General features: G+C 64.7%; 15 protein-coding genes. 10 read left to right on the forward strand and 5 right to left on the reverse strand.

Annotated elements, in window-relative coordinates; all coding sequences use genetic code 11:
• Positions 1-22 precede the first annotated feature (22 nt).
• The 6 genes from GC125_RS06100 to GC125_RS06125 all read left to right on the forward strand — a co-directional run bounded on the left by GC125_RS06100 (position 23) and on the right by GC125_RS06125 (position 5,427).
• Positions 23-880, forward strand: a complete 858-nt coding sequence (locus GC125_RS06100; protein ID WP_151984612.1) for a CoA transferase subunit A — start codon at positions 23-25, stop codon at positions 878-880.
• Positions 877-1,692 (forward strand): CoA-transferase subunit beta, encoded by an 816-nt coding sequence (locus GC125_RS06105; protein ID WP_151984614.1) that lies wholly within the window; start codon positions 877-879, stop codon positions 1,690-1,692. The genes GC125_RS06100 and GC125_RS06105 overlap by 4 nt, the downstream gene beginning before the upstream one ends.
• Positions 1,685-2,890: a 3-oxoadipyl-CoA thiolase gene (pcaF, locus tag GC125_RS06110; protein WP_151984616.1), complete on the forward strand. Its 1,206-nt coding sequence runs from the start codon at positions 1,685-1,687 to the stop codon at positions 2,888-2,890. The genes GC125_RS06105 and pcaF overlap by 8 nt, the downstream gene beginning before the upstream one ends.
• Before the next feature lie 82 nt (positions 2,891-2,972).
• The gene (locus GC125_RS06115) at positions 2,973-4,037 is read left to right on the forward strand and encodes a 3-carboxy-cis,cis-muconate cycloisomerase (RefSeq protein WP_151984617.1); all 1,065 of its coding nucleotides are present in this window, start codon (positions 2,973-2,975) and stop codon (positions 4,035-4,037) included.
• 4 nt (positions 4,038-4,041) lie between these two features.
• Positions 4,042-4,527, forward strand: a complete 486-nt coding sequence (gene tsaA, locus GC125_RS06120; protein ID WP_151984619.1) for a tRNA (N6-threonylcarbamoyladenosine(37)-N6)-methyltransferase TrmO — start codon at positions 4,042-4,044, stop codon at positions 4,525-4,527.
• Positions 4,528-4,614: 87 nt separating this feature from the next.
• Positions 4,615-5,427: a methyltransferase gene (locus GC125_RS06125; RefSeq protein WP_151984621.1), complete on the forward strand. Its 813-nt coding sequence runs from the start codon at positions 4,615-4,617 to the stop codon at positions 5,425-5,427.
• Between the two features lie 105 nt (positions 5,428-5,532).
• On the opposite strand, the gene GC125_RS06130 is transcribed toward GC125_RS06125, so the two are convergent.
• Together GC125_RS06130 and GC125_RS06135 are read right to left on the reverse strand one after the other, a co-directional pair.
• Positions 5,533-6,300, reverse strand: a complete 768-nt coding sequence (locus GC125_RS06130) for an anti-sigma factor family protein (protein ID WP_151984623.1) — start codon at positions 6,298-6,300, stop codon at positions 5,533-5,535.
• The gene (locus tag GC125_RS06135) at positions 6,297-6,842 is read right to left on the reverse strand and encodes an RNA polymerase sigma factor (protein WP_151984625.1); all 546 of its coding nucleotides are present in this window, start codon (positions 6,840-6,842) and stop codon (positions 6,297-6,299) included. The genes GC125_RS06130 and GC125_RS06135 overlap by 4 nt, the downstream gene beginning before the upstream one ends.
• Before the next feature lie 178 nt (positions 6,843-7,020).
• Between GC125_RS06135 and GC125_RS06140 the strand changes: the two genes are divergently transcribed.
• On the forward strand, positions 7,021-8,619 hold the full coding sequence (locus tag GC125_RS06140; RefSeq protein ID WP_286165386.1) for a S8 family serine peptidase: 1,599 nt from the start codon (positions 7,021-7,023) through the stop codon (positions 8,617-8,619).
• Positions 8,620-8,639: 20 nt separating this feature from the next.
• Here GC125_RS06140 and arsB read toward each other — a convergent pair whose 3' ends face one another.
• The 3 genes from arsB to GC125_RS06155 are packed head-to-tail and all read right to left on the reverse strand — an operon-like array spanning position 8,640 to position 10,601.
• Positions 8,640-9,719 carry an ACR3 family arsenite efflux transporter gene (gene arsB / locus GC125_RS06145; RefSeq protein ID WP_151984627.1) on the reverse strand — a complete coding sequence of 360 codons (1,080 nt, stop codon included), beginning with the start codon at positions 9,717-9,719 and terminating at the stop codon, positions 8,640-8,642.
• Between the two features lie 18 nt (positions 9,720-9,737).
• A complete protein-coding gene (locus GC125_RS06150) occupies positions 9,738-10,259 on the reverse strand; it encodes an arsenate reductase ArsC (protein WP_151984629.1) in 522 nt (173 codons plus the stop codon).
• A 9-nt stretch (positions 10,260-10,268) separates the two neighbouring features.
• The gene (locus GC125_RS06155; protein ID WP_151984631.1) at positions 10,269-10,601 is read right to left on the reverse strand and encodes an ArsR/SmtB family transcription factor; all 333 of its coding nucleotides are present in this window, start codon (positions 10,599-10,601) and stop codon (positions 10,269-10,271) included.
• Positions 10,602-10,777: 176 nt separating this feature from the next.
• On the opposite strand from GC125_RS06155, the gene GC125_RS06160 reads away from it, so the two are divergent.
• Genes GC125_RS06160 through GC125_RS06170 form a run of 3 tightly spaced genes read left to right on the forward strand, consistent with a single transcriptional unit; the run spans position 10,778 to position 14,998 of the window.
• Positions 10,778-11,431: an ABC transporter ATP-binding protein gene (locus GC125_RS06160; protein ID WP_151984632.1), complete on the forward strand. Its 654-nt coding sequence runs from the start codon at positions 10,778-10,780 to the stop codon at positions 11,429-11,431.
• A complete protein-coding gene (locus GC125_RS06165; RefSeq protein WP_151984634.1) occupies positions 11,428-13,926 on the forward strand; it encodes an FtsX-like permease family protein in 2,499 nt (832 codons plus the stop codon). The genes GC125_RS06160 and GC125_RS06165 overlap by 4 nt, the downstream gene beginning before the upstream one ends.
• A complete protein-coding gene (locus GC125_RS06170) occupies positions 13,916-14,998 on the forward strand; it encodes a lipocalin-like domain-containing protein (protein ID WP_151984636.1) in 1,083 nt (360 codons plus the stop codon). The genes GC125_RS06165 and GC125_RS06170 overlap by 11 nt, the downstream gene beginning before the upstream one ends.
• The last annotated feature ends 43 nt before the right edge of the window (positions 14,999-15,041 follow it).

A 15,041-nucleotide genomic window follows, 5' to 3' on the forward strand; every position in this document is an offset into this window, starting at 1 on the left:
TTAACCAACAGGCAGGAAATCCATGGCGAAGTTCCAGGATTTGAAGACCGCCGTCGCGGAAAATCTCCACGACGGCGATGTGGTGGCCTTCGAGGGCTTCACCCATCTGATCCCGCATTCGGCGGCCCATGAGGCGATCCGGCAGGGCCGCAAGGACCTGACGCTCGTACGCATGACGCCGGACGTCATCTACGACCAGATGATCGGCATGGGCATGGCGAAGAAGCTCGTCTTCTCCTATGCAGGCAACCCGGGCGTGGGCCTGCTGCGCCGCCTGCGCGATGCGGTCGAAAACGGCTGGCCGAACCGGCCGGAAGTGGAAGAGCACAGCCATGCGGCGATGGCGAACGCCTATGAGGCGGGGGCCAGCGGCCTTCCATGTGCGATCTTCCGCGGCTATCTCGGCGCCGGGCTCGAACAGGTCAACCCGAACATCAAGCGCGTGCAGTGCCCGTTCACCGGAGAGATGCTGGCGGCCGTGCCCTCCGTGCGTCCCGACGTGACCTTCATCCACGCGCAGAAGGCGGACCGGAAGGGCAACGTGCTCGTCGAGGGCATCATCGGCATCCAGAAGGAAGCGGTGCTCGCCGCCAAGCGTGCTGTGGTGACGGTCGAGGAGATCGTCGACGATTTCGACGACGTGCACCCCAATGCCTGCATCCTGCCGCGCTGGACCGTTACGGCGATCTGCGAAGTGCCGGGCGGCGCGCACCCGTCCTATGCGCACGGCTACTATGACCGCGACAACAAGAGCTATCTCGACTGGGATAAGGTGGCCGCCGAGCGCGACAGCTTCCAGTCGTGGATGAAGGAGCATGTGCTCGAGGCGAGCCCGGACGATTTTGCCGGCCGTGTCGAACATCTGAGGAGCGCGCAATGAGCGATCTTGGCTTTACCCCGGACGAGATGATGACGATCGCCGCGGCGCGGGCGCTGAAGAACGACGACGTCTGCTTCGTCGGCATCGGTGCGCCATCGGCCGCCTGCAACGTTGCGCGGCTGACCCACGCGCCGGACATCACGCTGATATACGAATCCGGCACGATCGGCACGGCGCCGGATGTTCTGCCGCTATCGATCGGCGACGGCGAGCTGTGCGATACGGCCGTCACCACCGTGTCGGTGCCCGAGATGTTCCGTTACTGGCTGCAGGGCGGCCGCGTCACGATCGGCTTCCTCGGTGCCGCGCAGCTCGACAAGTTCGGCAACATCAACACGACCGTCATCGGCGACTACGATAACCCGAAGACTCGTCTGCCGGGCGGCGGCGGAGCACCGGAAATCGCGTCCTCGTCGGGCGAAATCTACATCACCATGAAGCAGACGAAGCGCGGCATGGTCGACAAAATCGACTTCTTCACCTCCTTCGGCCATGGCACCGGCGGCAAGGATCGCGAAAATCTCGGCATCAAGACCAAGGGTCCGACGCTTCTGATCACCGATCTGGCGATCTGGAAGCCCGATTCGGAGACCAAGGAATTCACGGTCGTTTCGCTGCATCCAGGCGTGACACGCGAACAGGTGCAGGAAACCTGCGGCTGGCCGGTCAAGTTCGCTGACCATGTCGAGGTCACGCCGGCGCCGGACGAAACGGAACTGAAGACGCTGCGCGATCTTCAGGCAAGAACGAAGGCCGCCCATGAGGGGACAGGCCGTGGCAAGAACACATTCGGGAGCCAGCGCGATGGCTGAAGCCTATATTTGCGACTATATCCGCACGCCCATCGGCCGTTTCGCCGGTGCGCTTTCGCCGGTCCGTGCAGACGACCTCGGCGCGGTGCCGCTGAAGGCGCTGATGGAGCGCAACGGCTCGGTCGACTGGGCGGCGATCGACGAAGTCATCTACGGCTGCGCCAACCAGGCCGGCGAGGACAACCGCAACGTCGCCCGCATGTCGTCGCTCCTGGCCGGACTGCCGGTCGAAGTGCCCGGCACCACCATGAACCGGCTCTGCGGATCCGGCATGGATGCCGTCATTGCCGCGGCCCGCGCCATCAAGGCCGGCGAGATCGACATCGCCATCGCCGGTGGCGTGGAATCCATGTCGCGGGCGCCCTTCGTGATGCCGAAGGCGACGAGCGCCTTTTCGCGCGACAACGCGGTCTACGACACCACGATCGGCTGGCGCTTCGTCAACCCGCTGATGAAGGAGCAGTACGGCGTCGATTCCATGCCGGAGACGGGCGAGAACGTCGCTGCCGATTGGCAGGTCAGCCGCGAGGATCAGGACAAGTTCGCCGTGCGTTCGCAGCAGAAAGCTGGCCGCGCTGTGGAGAACGGCAGGCTGGCGAAGGAAATCACGCCGGTCTCGATCCCGCAGCGCAAGAAAGACCCTGTCGTCGTCGATCGCGACGAGCATCCGCGCCCCGACACGACGCTGGAGGCGCTTGCCAAGCTGCCCACCCCCTTCCGCGAGGGTGGCACTGTCACGGCCGGCAATGCGTCTGGCGTAAACGATGGCGCGGCCGCGCTGATCATCGCGTCGGAGGAAGCAGCCCGCAGACACGGTCTGACCCCGATAGCGCGCATTCTCGGCGGTGCGACCGCAGGCGTCGAGCCGCGCATCATGGGCTTTGGCCCGGCGCCTGCCGCCAAGAAGCTGTTCGCACGCCTCGGTCTCGGGGCCGGCGATTTCGACGTGATCGAACTCAACGAGGCTTTCGCCAGCCAGGGGTTGGCGACGCTGCGTGATCTCGGTATCGCCGATGACGACGACCGCGTGAACCCGAATGGCGGCGCAATCGCTCTCGGCCATCCGCTCGGCATGTCGGGCGCGCGCATCACCGGCACGGCGGCGCTGGAGCTAGCCGAGCGCAACGCCCGGCGCGCACTTTCCATGATGTGCATCGGCGTCGGCCAGGGTATCGCGATCGCGCTCGAGCGCGTCTGAGTGCCAAGACTTTGAGAAGGGCCGGTTTCATCGCCGGCCCTTTGCGCTATAAGGCGGCCTCCGTGACCGTCGGGAGGTATCGATGTCGCTGTCGCTTTTTGAGCACCCCGTGCTCGCCGCCCATTTCGGGGACGAAGCGCTCGCCGCCCATTTCCGCATCGAGGCGGAAATCTCCACCATGCTCACTTTCGAGATGGCCCTTGCGGAAGCGCAAGCCCATGAGGGCATGATCGCGCCGGAGGCGGCCGCCGCCATCGCCCGGGCCTGCGAGAACTTTGCGCCGGATTTCGATGCGTTGCGAGAGGGCGTCGCCCGCGACGGACTGATCGTTCCGGAACTCATCCGCGAATTGCGCAAGACGGTGCCTGCGCCGCACGACGCGCATCTGCATTTCGGCGCGACCAGCCAGGACGTGATCGATACGAGCCTTGTCCTGCGGTTGAAGATGGTGCTGCCCATGCTGGCGGCCCGGCTGGAAAACCTGATCGCCGCCCTGCAGGATCTCGATGAACGCTTCGGTCACAACCACCTTATCGGCCGCACCCGCATGCAGGCGGCGATGCCGATCCCGGTGGGCGCACGGCTGCGCGCCTGGATGATGCCGCTGTCGCGCGCGCTGGACGAACTGGAAGACATCGGGCCGGAACTGCTGCAACTGCAATTCGGTGGCGCCGCCGGGACGCTGGAAAAGCTTGGCGACGATGCCGCTGGCGTCGCGGCGCGCATCGGTTTCCTGCTGGATCTCGACGTGCCGCAGACGAACTGGCACACGCAGCGTGATTCCATCGCCCGTTTCGCCAACTGGCTGTCGCTGATTTCCGGCGCACTCGGCAAGATCGGCCAGGACATCGCACTGATGGCCCAGAACGAAATCGGCGAAATCGCCATGACGGGCGGTGGCGGCTCCTCCGCCATGCCGCACAAGCAGAACCCGGTGCGCGCCGAAACACTTGTGGCGCTCGCCCGGTTCAACGCCACCCAGCTCTCTGGCATCCACCACGCACTCGTCCACGAACAGGAACGCTCCGGCGCCGCATGGTCACTGGAATGGATGATTTTGCCTCAGATGGTGGTGGCAGCCGGCGCCTCGACACGTCTCGGCGCCGAACTCTTCGATGCCATCGAACGTCTCGGCGCCGCGGAGTAGGTCCATGGCGGACACGGTCGTTCATTCCTCCGACAGCATTCGTGAAGGCGAGATCCAGGGGATTCTGCCGGATCAGTTTGACGCCTCGGTCTATTTCATCGGTCGCATCCACACGCCGTTCAATACGCGGGCAGACTGCCCGCGCAGGGGCGATCCGGAGAACGGACCGGATTGCACGATCGCCCTCGATCCCCGTTTCGCCGACGCTTTGAAAGGTCTGGACGCCTACGAACACATCGCCGTGCTCTACTGGATGGACCAGGCGCGCCGCGACCTGCTCGTCCAGAACCCCAAGCACGATGGCGGGCTTGTTGGCACCTTTGCGCTGCGATCTCCGGTTCGTCCGAACCCGATCGCGCTCTCCATCGTCCGGCTGATTGGCGTCGATGGCGCGACGCTGACGGTGCGGGGGCTGGACTGCGTCGACGGCACGCCGCTGATTGACCTGAAGCCGGAATTCACGGGTGGCCGGAAGCCCTGTCACGCCTGATCGTGCTTGCCGCACGCCGTCCCTGACGATAGGACCGCGAAAAGACCGGCGGCCGATGCCGTCACCAGGCGATGGGATTATCAAGCGATGAGCGATTTCGACGAGGATGCGTTGGCCGAGGCCTACAATACGGGTCTCGACCTGGAAAAGGCCGGCCGTCGTGAAGAAGCTGCCCTGTTCTATCGGCGGGCGCTGGAAATCGATCCCGACGATCACGGCGGCGCGGCTGTCCGGCTCGCTTCGATGGGCCTTGCGCCCGCACCGGACAAGGCGCCCGACGCCTATGTGATGACCCTGTTCGACCAGCATGCGGAAGTGTTCGACAGCGTGCTCGTCGATCAGCTCGGCTATTCGGTCCCGATGATGCTGGGCGACGCTCTGCCTGCGTTCTTGCCTGACGGTGCGCAACGCCTGCTCGATCTCGGCTGCGGCACGGGCCTCGTCGGAGAAGCGCTCTATGACAGCGTCGACCACGCCGTCGGCGTTGATCTCTCCGAGCGGATGATCGAAATCGCCGACGAGCGCGAGGTCTATGATGAGCTTTATGTTGCCGAGATCGGCCTGTTTCTCGAAGAGAGCGAGGCGCTGCCGTTCGATCTGATCGTGGCTGCGGACGTGCTGCCCTATATGGGCAAGCTTGAAAGCTTCTTCGCCGGCATTGCGAAGCATATTACGCCGGCCGGCCTGCTCGCGTTCTCCAGCGAGACATTGCCGGATGAGGCTTTCGGCGGCAGCGACTTTATGGTCGGGCCGCATCAGCGCTTCGCCCATCCGCTTGCCTATATTGATCGATTGCTCGCCAAAAACGGCTTCGAACGCTTGCTGGCAGAACCGATCGTCGTGCGGCACGAACAGGGCACGCCGGTGCCCGGCCATCTGGTTGTGGCACGCAAAGTCTAGAGCGTTTCCGGGTGAAGTGCAGACCGGTCTACCATCCGGAAACGCGACAACCCGGGAAATAGGTGCAGTTGAGCGATGCGAAGAACCGCGACATCGCTCTAAGCGTCAGCGCAGAGCCGCAAGCGCTGCCGCTTCCTCTTCGAGCGACAGCGGCGCGCCAGCCTCGATACCGGTGAGGTAGGCGTCCAGCGTGTCGAGCGATGATGCCGGCTGATAGCCGGTGCCGTCCGGCGAGCCCGTTCCCATGGCGAAGGCCAGCTGCCAGTCGTCGCTGGTTCGGCATGCCACGCCGACAAACGCCTGCTCCGAAGCCAGTTCGAACTCGCGGCAGACCCGATCGGCACCATCGGTAAAGGTCGAGACCGCCGTCAGCGTGCCGGCGCCGGCGATGTCCGTCGTCTCGCCCGATGCGGTGGTCAGAAGTGCGTCGCCAAGCCCCGGAACGTCGATGAGCGCGACCTGGGCCGAGCCGGCAGGCGCCGATCCCTGTCCGGCCATGTAACCGGCAAGCCCCGCGGCGACGATGGCGACCGATGCGGCTGCAGCCATGGCATAACGCGCGAAGCCACGCCGGTTTTCATTGGCTGCGACAGGCGCGCTACGTTTCCGCTGGAAGGGCATCACCGTGGAAGGCGCGGCCGGCGCGGCAATCATCCGCTCGACGGCGGCCTGAAGCGCAGGCGGGACCGGTTGGGACAGCTGCCGCTCGAACACGCTCTCGGCCAGCTCACGGCTTTCCATGAACAGCGCGATGCGTTCGGCGAGCGCTGGATCGTCGTCGATCGCCGCTTCGACACGCGCCATCGCGTCATCGTCGAGCTCGCCATCGGCGAAGGCCATCAATGTCTCGTCGGTGAATTCGTGTGTCGTCATGATCCGTGCCCGTCCTCTTCACGGTGAGAACGTCGGCTGCCTGCGTTTATTCCATCGCCCTCGACAAGTTTCTTGCGAGCCCGGGCGAGCCGGCTCATGACCGTGCCGATCGGGATGCCGAGGAGTTCCGAGACCTCCTTGTAGGACATGTCTTCGCCGCAGACGAGAAGCAGGATTTCGCGCTGGTCGTCGGGAAGCGTCGCGATGGCGCGTGACACGTCGCTGAGATCCATGCGGGCATGGGCTTCGCGCTCTCCGTCCGTGCCGACGAGATCGACCTGCGTTTCGATGTCTTCGGCCGGGCCCGCGGTCCGCCCCTTGCGGATCTGGTCGATCCAGAGATTGCGCATGATGCGGAACATCCACGAATCGAATTTGGTGCCCGGCGTGAAGCCCGTTACGTTGGCGAGCGCCTTTTCGCACGCCGCCTGCACCAGATCGTCGGCGCTGTCCTGATTGCGCGTCAGCGTATAGCCGAACCGGCGCATATTGGGCAGGAAGCCGATGAGCTGCCGCCCGATCTCGTCTCTGGCATCCGTCACTCGTATAAGTCCTCGCAAGTTTACGACGGGGGCCGGAATAAGTGTGCGCCGCGGCCGTTATGCAGCATATGGCTTTGAAAGCGGCAACTGAAATTCGCGTCACGCAAGCATAAAGTACAGGTCATCTTGCCGCCGGAACGGCCCAGCCCAACTAGCGCATCGAGCGGAGATTTCGATCGTGATCAGCATTGTTAGGTTCATTGCCGCTTGCGGCCTGTCGATCGCAACCGCAGTGCCCCATGGCCTTGTCGGCACCGGCGCGCTGGTTGCAGGTGCTGCCCTCATCCAGTCATCCGCTCCGGCCTTCGCCCAGGAAGGCGACGACGGTGACGATGGTGGAGATGACGGGGATGATGGCGGCGGCGGCGGCGGCGGTGGCGGCGGCGGTGGCGGCGGGCGGTCGGCTGGAGATGGCGATAGCCGGCAGTTCCGCGGTGGCAGCGGCCAGGCACCCGAATTCATCCGGCGACCGCTGCGCACCTTGCGCTCCCTCTTCGACCGTGGCGGTCCGCCTCCACGTCAGGCACGCCGGGCGGCACCGCCGCCTGCGGCGCCGTTGCCGGAACGTGCCGAACGCGAACTGACAGCACTCGGCCTGGATGACGACGATGTGGCAGCGCTCGAGGCCCAGGGCTTTGCCGTGGACGAACGGGTGCTCATCGAACTCCTCGGCGGAGAGCTCGTGCGCCTCGTTGCGCCGGATGGCGTGTCGCTGGAGGATGCACGGGCCACCGTGGCCAGCCTCAACGCCACATCGGCCGTGGATTTCAACCACTATTACCGTCCCGAGGCCCGTCCGGTCGAAGATTGCGAAGGCATGAACTGCCCGGCGACCGAACTCATCGACTGGCACTTTGCAGCCACCGAGGACAGTTGCGTGGTACCGGCCCGGATCGGGCTGATCGATACCGGGATCAACCCCGACCACGACGCATTCTCCGCCGGCTCGGTCACGGTTCTTGATCGTGTCGGCCAAGACGAGGAGACGTCTGATCTCAAACACGGCACGGCGGTCGCGGCACTTCTCGTCGGTTCCAAGCAGGAACGCACCTCCGGCCTCCTTCCGGGAGCGGATCTGATCGCGGTGGATGCGTTCCAGACGGCCGGCGCCGATACGCGGGCGACCGCATACGATCTCGTGCGGGCGATCGACCGCGTCGCACGCGAAGAGATCGCCGTCCTCAATCTCAGTCTTGCCGGTCCGGCGAATGAGCTTCTCGAACGCACGGTCGCGGCCATCGCCGAAAACGGCGTCATCCTTGTCGCGGCGGCCGGCAACAACGGACCCAACGCGGAGCCGGCTTTTCCCGCGGCCTATGAGGACGTGATCGCGGTCACCGCCGTCGATCGAAACATGCGGCCTTACAGGCGCGCGGGGCAGGGCGACCACATCGATATCGCCGCGCCCGGCGTGGAGATATGGACGGCCGCGTCGATTTCCGGCGCACGACCGAAGACCGGCACGTCCTTCGCCGCTCCCTTCGTGACGGCCGCGATCGCGCTCGCCAAGGCGATCGACCCGACGATGAATGCGAAAGCCATTGAGGATCATCTGGAAACGAGCGCCGACGATCTCGGCGATCCTGGACGCGATCCCGTCTTCGGTTTGGGCTTGCTCAACACATCTGCGCTGTGTCGCGTCGTGACGGCCACGCAGAGGGAAACTGGCGAGCCCTCGCTGATCTCAGATTCAGAGGGTGGCACCGTCGCGATGGTTGCGGGCGCCGACCCGAATGTCGGGCCGGCAACCGGGGGCAGAGCAAGCGGCCTGCGCTGAAGCCTGCGAGAAGGGAAGTTTCAGTCTGCCGGAAACCAGTGCTTCGTCCGGTTCGCAAAAGCGACGAGCGAGAGCATCACGGGCACCTCGACGAGCACGCCGACCACGGTCGCAAGTGCGGCGCCGGACCCTAGTCCAAACAGGCTGATGGCAACGGCAACGGCGAGTTCGAAGAAGTTCGAGGTGCCGATCAGTGCGCAGGGAGCTGCGATGGTGAAGGGCAGGCGCCACGCCTTTGCGGCAAGGTAAGCAGCAAAAAAGATGCCGTAGGACTGGATGAGGAGCGGCACGGCGATAAGCAGGATTACCAGCGGCTGGTCGAGGATGACTTCGGCCTGGAAGCCGAAAAGCAAGACGACCGTGACCAGGAGCCCGAAGACGGATGCCGGCTTCACGCGGGCACTGAAACGGGCGACTGCCGCGTCTTCCTCGGCCTTGCTTCGCGTACCCTGGCCGAGCTTCATGCGCGTCAACGCGCCAGCTGCCAGCGGGATGACGATATAAAGCCCCACCGAGAGCAGCAGCGTCATCCATGGCACCACGAGATCGGTGACGCCGAGCAGCAGCGCAACGATGGGCGCGAACGCGAACACCATGATGACGTCGTTCACCGAGACCTGGACAAGCGTGTAGTTCGGGTCGCCGCGGGTCATCTGGCTCCAGACGAACACCATCGCGGTGCAGGGCGCTGCCCCGAGCAGGATCAGACCGGCCAGATATTGCTCGGCATCGGCCGGCGCGATCAGGTCGGCGAAGACATATTCGAAGAAAAGCACGCCGAGCGCCGCCATCGTGAATGGCTTCACGAGCCAATTGATGACGATCGTCACCACCAGGCCCTTCGGTTTGGCACCGACCTGGCGCAGACTCTTGAAATCGACGCCCACCATCATCGGGTAGACCATCGCCCAGATCAGTACGGCGACCACGAGATTGACCGAGGCATACTCGAACGCCGCCAGGCGCTGGAAAAGTCCAGGGACGAGATTGCCGAGCAGCAGACCGGCGAGGATCGCCGCGCCGACCCAGACCGACAGCCATTTCTCGAACGGGCCGATGCCGGCTGGAGCCGGCGTCGCGGCGGAGGTGTCGATGGACATGGGCAAGCCTTCAGGCGGTCAGGATGCGCGCAGCGCGTCGTCGGCGGAAGTGCGCCCGATGGCCTCGATCTGTCGCTGAATGGACAGGCGGTCGAGCGACGCGAAGGGCAGGGCCGTGAACACCGAAATGCGATTGGACAGCATGCGGAAGGCGTCTGCAAAGGCGAGGTGTCTTTCCGCATCCGTTCCGGTCGCGGCCGCCGGATCCGGCACGCCCCAATGGGCGGTCATCGGTTGGCCCGGCCAGACGGGGCACTGCTCGTTGGCGGCATTGTCGCAGACCGTGAAAACGAAATCCATGACAGGGGCATCCGAGGCCGCGAACTCTTCCCAGCTCTTGGAGCGTGCAAAGCTGGTATCGAACCCCGAATGTTCCAGCAGCGACAAGGTGTACGGGTGGACCGTTCCGCGCGGCTGCGACCCTGCCGAGAAAGCACGGAAGCGCCCGTTCCCGAGCTTGTTGAGGATAGCTTCGGCCAGTATCGAGCGGGCCGAATTGGCGGTGCAGAGGAAAAGGACGTTCAAGGTGCGATGGGTCATGGCGCTCTCTCAGCAATGACAGGTGATGGCCTCGATGACGGGCTGGCAAAGTTCCGGCGAGCCCGCGCAGCAGTCCTCCATGAGAAACGCCAGAAGGTCGCGGATGCCGGTGAAATCCGCGCGATAGAGAATCGAGCGCCCCTGTCGTTCGGCCGTCACCAGCCCGGCATGGTCGAGAATCTTGAGATGGGCAGACAGCGTGTTCTGTACCGTGCCGAGGCGCGATGCGATTTCGCCGGCCGGCACCCCGTCGGCGCCGGCGCGAACCAGAAGCCGGAAGACGTCGAGCCGCGTTTCCTGGCCGAGTGCCGCGAGCGCTCCGAGTGCAGATGACTTGTCCATATATCCAGCTTTCTAGAACTATAAGTTTTGATAGCATCTCAACGGGCGTCACACAAGCGATGACGACCATCGAAGCATGCGTGCCGCGTCAGGCCGGTTCGTCCATGCGGCACCGCAATCCATGGCCTTCGCGCCTGCCGCACCCTATCTTTCACGTGTGAATGCGAAAGAGCCAGATGCTGACCCTCCGAAATGTTTCGAAGACCTATCCGACGGCACAGGGACCAGTGCACGTCCTGCGTGGCATCGATCTTGATCTGCCTTCGGGTGGAACGCTGGCCCTGACCGGCGAATCCGGAAGCGGCAAGAGCACGCTTCTGCACCTCGCCGCGGCGCTCGACGCTGCCGATGGCGGAGAAATCGTGGTCGCGGGCCAGAGCCTGGTCGGAATGGGCGACAGTGCGCGTGCCCAGTTGCGCCGCGAACGGATCGGCCTCGTCTTCCAGCAGTTCAATCTGGTGCCGAGCTTGAAGGTGCGGGAAAACCTCTCCTTCCAGGCGCGCATCGCCGGCCGGCATGATCCGGCCTGGGTAGAGACGCTCACCGAGCGGCTGGGCCTTGGCGCGCTGAAAGATCGCTATCCCGAGCAATTGTCGGGCGGCCAGCAACAGCGCGTCGCCATCGGCCGCACGCTGGCTTGCCGGCCAGACCTCATTCTTGCCGACGAGCCGACCGGCAATCTCGACGAGGAAACGAGCGATGCGGTGTTGAAGCTCTGCCTCGATCTCGTCGAACAGACCGGAAGCGCTTTTCTGATGGTGACGCACAGCCCCCGTTTGGCAGGCCTTCTCGGGCGGCGCATCCATCTCAGCGCGGGCCGGCTGGCGTGAAGCGTCATCTCTGGACCCTGGCGGTTCTCCTGTCGCACTGGCGGCGGCGACCGTTTCAACTGATGACGCTGGTCATCGGACTTGCGGTGGCAACCGCGCTGTGGAGCGGGGTGCAGGCGCTCAACGTGCAGGCGCGGCAAAGCTACGACCAGGCCGCAAGATTGATCGGCGGCGATGAGCTGGCGAGCCTCAGGCCGACCAACGGAGCGAGTTTCCACGAGGCGCTTTACGTCACGCTTCGGCGCGCCGGCTGGGACGTTTCGCCTGTCGTCGAAGGCGATGTGCGCATTGCCGACAGAAGCATCCGCATCGTCGGCATCGATCCGGTCACGCTGCCTCAGGGTGCCGGCCCAGTCACGCGCGATGCGCTGGATGATGGTCCGGAGACTGCCGACGGGAGCGGCCAGAGCCGTGCCGTGCGCCTGCTGACGGCGCCGTCCCTTGCGCTAGGCGATGCCGAGACGGTTGCGGCGCTCGGCGGCGTTAATGCGAGACCGGCGATCGGAAATGGCGGGCAACTGCCGCCGCTCGTCGTCGCCGCTTCGTTGCCTCCGGAGACACTGGTGACGGATGTCGGCGTTGCGCAGGCGCTTCTCGATCAAACGGGACGCTTGTCGCGCCTGATCCTGACGGCCGCGCCTGAAACAAGTGCTGCCTCGCTGGCGGAATTGACCGGCGGAGCGCTCGAACGGGTCGAGCCGAACGACCAGGGCGACCTGGAACGGCTGACCGACAGCTTTCATTTAAATCTCACAGCGTTCGGCTTCCTGTCCTTCCTCGTGGGTCTGTTCATCGTTCACGGCGCGATCGGGCTCGCCTTTGAGCAGCGACGGCCGATGATGCGCACGATGCGTGCATGCGGCGTGTCGGCGCGCGCCCTGACCGCGGTGATGCTTCTGGAACTGACGACCATCTCGGCGCTTGCCGGCATTATCGGCACGGTTGCGGGTTACATCATCGCTTCATCCCTGTTGCCGGATGTGGCGGCAAGTTTGCGCGGCCTCTATGGCGCGCGGGTCGCAGGCGAACTATCGCTGCAGCCGAGTTGGTGGCTCGCCGGCGTTGCAATCAGCGTCATCGGTGCTCTGGTCGCCGCTGGCAGCAGCCTCTATCGCGCCTGGCGCCTGCCATTGTTCGCAACGGCACAGCCGGAAGCATGGGCCGGCGCCGAAGCGCGTGCGCGCCGCTGGCAGTTGGTCGCGGCAGTGCTGTTGGGAGCGATCGCGCTCGGCGTGCTGCTCGAAGGCTCGGGACTGGTTGCCGGTTTTGTGCTGATGGGCGCCGTGCTGCTCGCTGCTGCACTGTTGCTGCCTTCAGCGCTGGTCGGGCTGCTCGCTTTGGCGCAGCGCCTGACGCGCGGCCCGGTGGCACAATGGTTCTTTTCGGATGCGCGCCAGCAATCCGGCGGCCTGTCGCTCGCCTTGATGGCGCTGCTTCTGGCGCTTGCCGTGAACATCGGTGTCGGCACGATGGTCGACAGTTTCCGCCAGACTTTCACCGGCTGGCTCGACCAGCGCCTTGCCGCCGAACTCTATGTCGGCGCACGAGACCCTGCCCGCGCCGCCGACATTGCCGATTGGCTCGAGGCGCGGGATGACATCGATGCGGTGTTGCCCGTCTGGGATGCGGAAACGCGCTACCGCGGATTTCCCGTCGAAGTCTTCGGCTTCTCAAACCATCCGACCTATTCCGACCACTGGCCGCTTCTCGCGAGCCTGCCCGATGCCTGGAGCGAGGCGGAGGCAGGGCGCGCGGTGCTTGTCAGCGAACAACTCGCACGCCGCTTTGCTCTGGAACCTGGCGACCCGATCGAGATCGCCGCGCCCGGTGGCGACTGGGCCGGCACCGTTGCGGCGATCTATTCCGACTACGGCAATCCCCGCGGCCAGGTCATGATCGCGGTGGATGAACTCGTCGCACGCTTTCCAGATGCCGAGCGCGGCAATTTTGCCGTGCGCGTCGTCCCCGAAGCGGTCGACGCCGTCATGGCGGATCTGACTGCGGCATTCGGTGCGGGCACGGTTGAAGTGGTCGATCAGCGCACGATCAAGGATATCTCGCAGCGCATCTTCGATCGCACCTTTGCAGTCACGCTTGCACTGAACACGCTGACCCTGATCGTTGCCGGCATCGCGCTTCTCGCCAGCCTTCTCACGCTCGCCGATGCGCGGCTTCCGCAGCTTGCACCGCTCTGGGCGCTCGGTCTCACGAGGCGCCGGCTCGCGGGGATGGAACTGGTCAAGGCCGCGACGCTCGCCCTCTTGACGGCACTGCTCGCCATCCCTCTCGGTCTGGCGGTGGCCTGGATTCTCACTAATGTCATCAACGTGGAAGCCTTTGGCTGGCAGTTGCCGGTCCACGTCTTCCCCGAACAATGGCTGCGGCTGGTCGTTCTGGCACTGATCACTGCGATCGTCGCTGCGGCCTGGCCGGCGCTCAGCCTGCGCCGAATGCCGCCTACGAAATTGCTCAAGGTGTTCGCCGATGAACGTTAGAGCCTTGCTGGTCATGCTGCTTGCTCTCTCCGCACCCGCATTTGCGCAGGGTTTCGCGGGGCTTGGAACCGACGCGGAAGGCTACAGGTCCGTGGAGCCCGGCCGAGCGTTCTCGTTCCCGCAGGATCATGGCCCACACGAAGGCTTCCGCATCGAATGGTGGTACGTCACCGCCAATCTGCAGGATGCGAACGGCAACGATTACGGCCTGCAATGGACCCTGTTTCGTCAGGCCTTGGCACCGGGCACGGAAGGCGAGGGCTGGGAAAGCAGTGCGCTCTGGATGGGTCATGCCGGACTGACGACCGGGGAACGCCACTTCAGCGCGGAAAAATTCGCCCGCGGCGGCATTGGCCAAGCCGATGTCACCGCCGCTCCGTTCGAGGCCTTCATCGACGATTGGGCGCTTGCCGGCGATATGACTGCCGAACAGGCACCAAACGGCGACACGATGGCGAATGTCTCGGTCAGCGCGGCCGGTGCCGATTTCAGCTATGCGATGACCCTACGCACAGAGCGCCCGCCGGTCCTTCAAGGCGAGGCGGGATACAGCGTCAAATCGAACGCCGGCCAAGCATCATACTATTACAGCCAGCCATTCTATCAGGCCGAAGGCACCATCACCGTCGACGGTGAAGAAATCCCCGTCACGGGCACCGCATGGCTGGACCGCGAATGGTCGAGCCAGCCTCTGGCGGACGACCAGGAAGGTTGGGACTGGTTCTCCCTGCACCTGCCGGACGATGAAAAGCTGATGTTGTTCCAGGTGCGATCGGCCGATGGTTCGAGCTATTATTCCGGCACCTGGTTTACACCGGACGGCGCGGCGACGCCGCTCGCCAATGACGCGATCACCATGACGCCGCTCGGCACGACCAATATCGACGGGCGCATCGTGCCGACGCAATGGCGTCTCGAAATCCCGTCCCGCGATTTCGAGATCACCACCGAAGCGCTCAACCCGCAAAGCTGGATGGCGACCACCTTCGCCTATTGGGAAGGCCCGATCCGCTTCTCCGGCACCCATCCCGGCAAGGGCTACTTGGAAATGACCGGCTACAGCGCGGATTGATCGACAGCTTTTGCGGTGCAACGCCTCACCTGTTCAGGTGATG

It is taken from the genome of Rhizobium sp. EC-SD404, assembly GCF_902498825.1.
Classification (GTDB): domain Bacteria; phylum Pseudomonadota; class Alphaproteobacteria; order Rhizobiales; family Rhizobiaceae; genus Georhizobium.

What these genes read in the sequence shown, in the direction of transcription:
- GC125_RS06100 (WP_151984612.1), top strand. Translation starts at nt 23, where the DNA reads ATGGCGAAGTTCCAGGATTTGAAGACCGCCGTCGCGGAAAATCTCCAC.
- GC125_RS06105 (WP_151984614.1), top strand. Translation starts at nt 877, where the DNA reads ATGAGCGATCTTGGCTTTACCCCGGACGAGATGATGACGATCGCCGCG.
- pcaF (WP_151984616.1), top strand. Translation starts at nt 1,685, where the DNA reads ATGGCTGAAGCCTATATTTGCGACTATATCCGCACGCCCATCGGCCGT.
- GC125_RS06115 (WP_151984617.1), top strand. Translation starts at nt 2,973, where the DNA reads ATGTCGCTGTCGCTTTTTGAGCACCCCGTGCTCGCCGCCCATTTCGGG.
- tsaA (WP_151984619.1), top strand. Translation starts at nt 4,042, where the DNA reads ATGGCGGACACGGTCGTTCATTCCTCCGACAGCATTCGTGAAGGCGAG.
- GC125_RS06125 (WP_151984621.1), top strand. Translation starts at nt 4,615, where the DNA reads ATGAGCGATTTCGACGAGGATGCGTTGGCCGAGGCCTACAATACGGGT.
- GC125_RS06130 (WP_151984623.1), bottom strand. Translation starts at nt 6,300, where the DNA reads ATGACGACACACGAATTCACCGACGAGACATTGATGGCCTTCGCCGAT.
- arsB (WP_151984627.1), bottom strand. Translation starts at nt 9,719, where the DNA reads ATGTCCATCGACACCTCCGCCGCGACGCCGGCTCCAGCCGGCATCGGC.
- GC125_RS06150 (WP_151984629.1), bottom strand. Translation starts at nt 10,259, where the DNA reads ATGACCCATCGCACCTTGAACGTCCTTTTCCTCTGCACCGCCAATTCG.
- GC125_RS06155 (WP_151984631.1), bottom strand. Translation starts at nt 10,601, where the DNA reads ATGGACAAGTCATCTGCACTCGGAGCGCTCGCGGCACTCGGCCAGGAA.
- GC125_RS06160 (WP_151984632.1), top strand. Translation starts at nt 10,778, where the DNA reads ATGCTGACCCTCCGAAATGTTTCGAAGACCTATCCGACGGCACAGGGA.
- GC125_RS06170 (WP_151984636.1), top strand. Translation starts at nt 13,916, where the DNA reads ATGAACGTTAGAGCCTTGCTGGTCATGCTGCTTGCTCTCTCCGCACCC.